Genomic DNA, 564 nt, shown 5'->3' with positions numbered 1-564 from the left:
CAGACGAAGGCGTCCCGTCGCAGGCCGTCGAGCAGGAGCGCGTCCATCCCTGACCTCGCCAACGCCATACGCAGGGTGAAGACGTTCCCGCCGCGGATCCAGAGGAAGTCCGGCCGACCCACGGCGGCCTCGATCGAGGAGGGGTCGTGCTCGCGCAGGTCCAGGTCCACCGCCTCGAGGCCGAGCTCCGCCAGGGAGGCGATCTGGCGCTGGGTATCGGCGGTGCGGCGCTCCTGATCCCCGCCGTCCAGGGCATTGGCGATCACCCATCCGCGCCGCTCGCCGCGCACCATGGACACGAGCAGGTCGGGGCGGTCCCCGAGCTGGTACGACGACAGGTACAGCCTCATGGGAGAGACGATCGCACACCCGCGCGAGGCGACAGCGCCAGCGCTCCGGCGACCAGCACCGCGAGCAGCATGACGGCGCTGTGGGCATACTTCGCCGCCGCGGAGACGTCACCGATCAGCGGGAAGTACGTGAAGGCCATCAGACCGCGTGCGAGCAGGAAGCCCAGCCCGACGGCCGCTGTCTGGCTGATGCCCCACCGCCTCCTGCGCACAG

The 564-nt window shown here is 70.7% G+C and carries 1 protein-coding gene and 1 pseudogene; both read right to left on the bottom strand.

The genetic code is table 11. From position 1 onward, the window contains the following. On the bottom strand, nt 1-350 hold a 350-nt coding region (locus tag ABD879_RS32810), incomplete at its 3' end, for a Type 1 glutamine amidotransferase-like domain-containing protein (RefSeq protein WP_345025688.1). Continuing rightward, nucleotides 347-564 (bottom strand): annotated as a pseudogene (locus tag ABD879_RS32805) (hypothetical protein); the annotation flags it as partial. The pseudogene ABD879_RS32805 and the gene ABD879_RS32810, both read right to left, overlap by 4 nt.

Origin of the sequence: Actinomadura keratinilytica (assembly GCF_039539665.1) — a bacterium.
GTDB lineage: Bacteria > Actinomycetota > Actinomycetes > Streptosporangiales > Streptosporangiaceae > Spirillospora > Spirillospora keratinilytica.
Note: the sequence above shows the minus strand (reverse complement) of the source record. Positions and strands in the feature narration are given on the sequence as shown.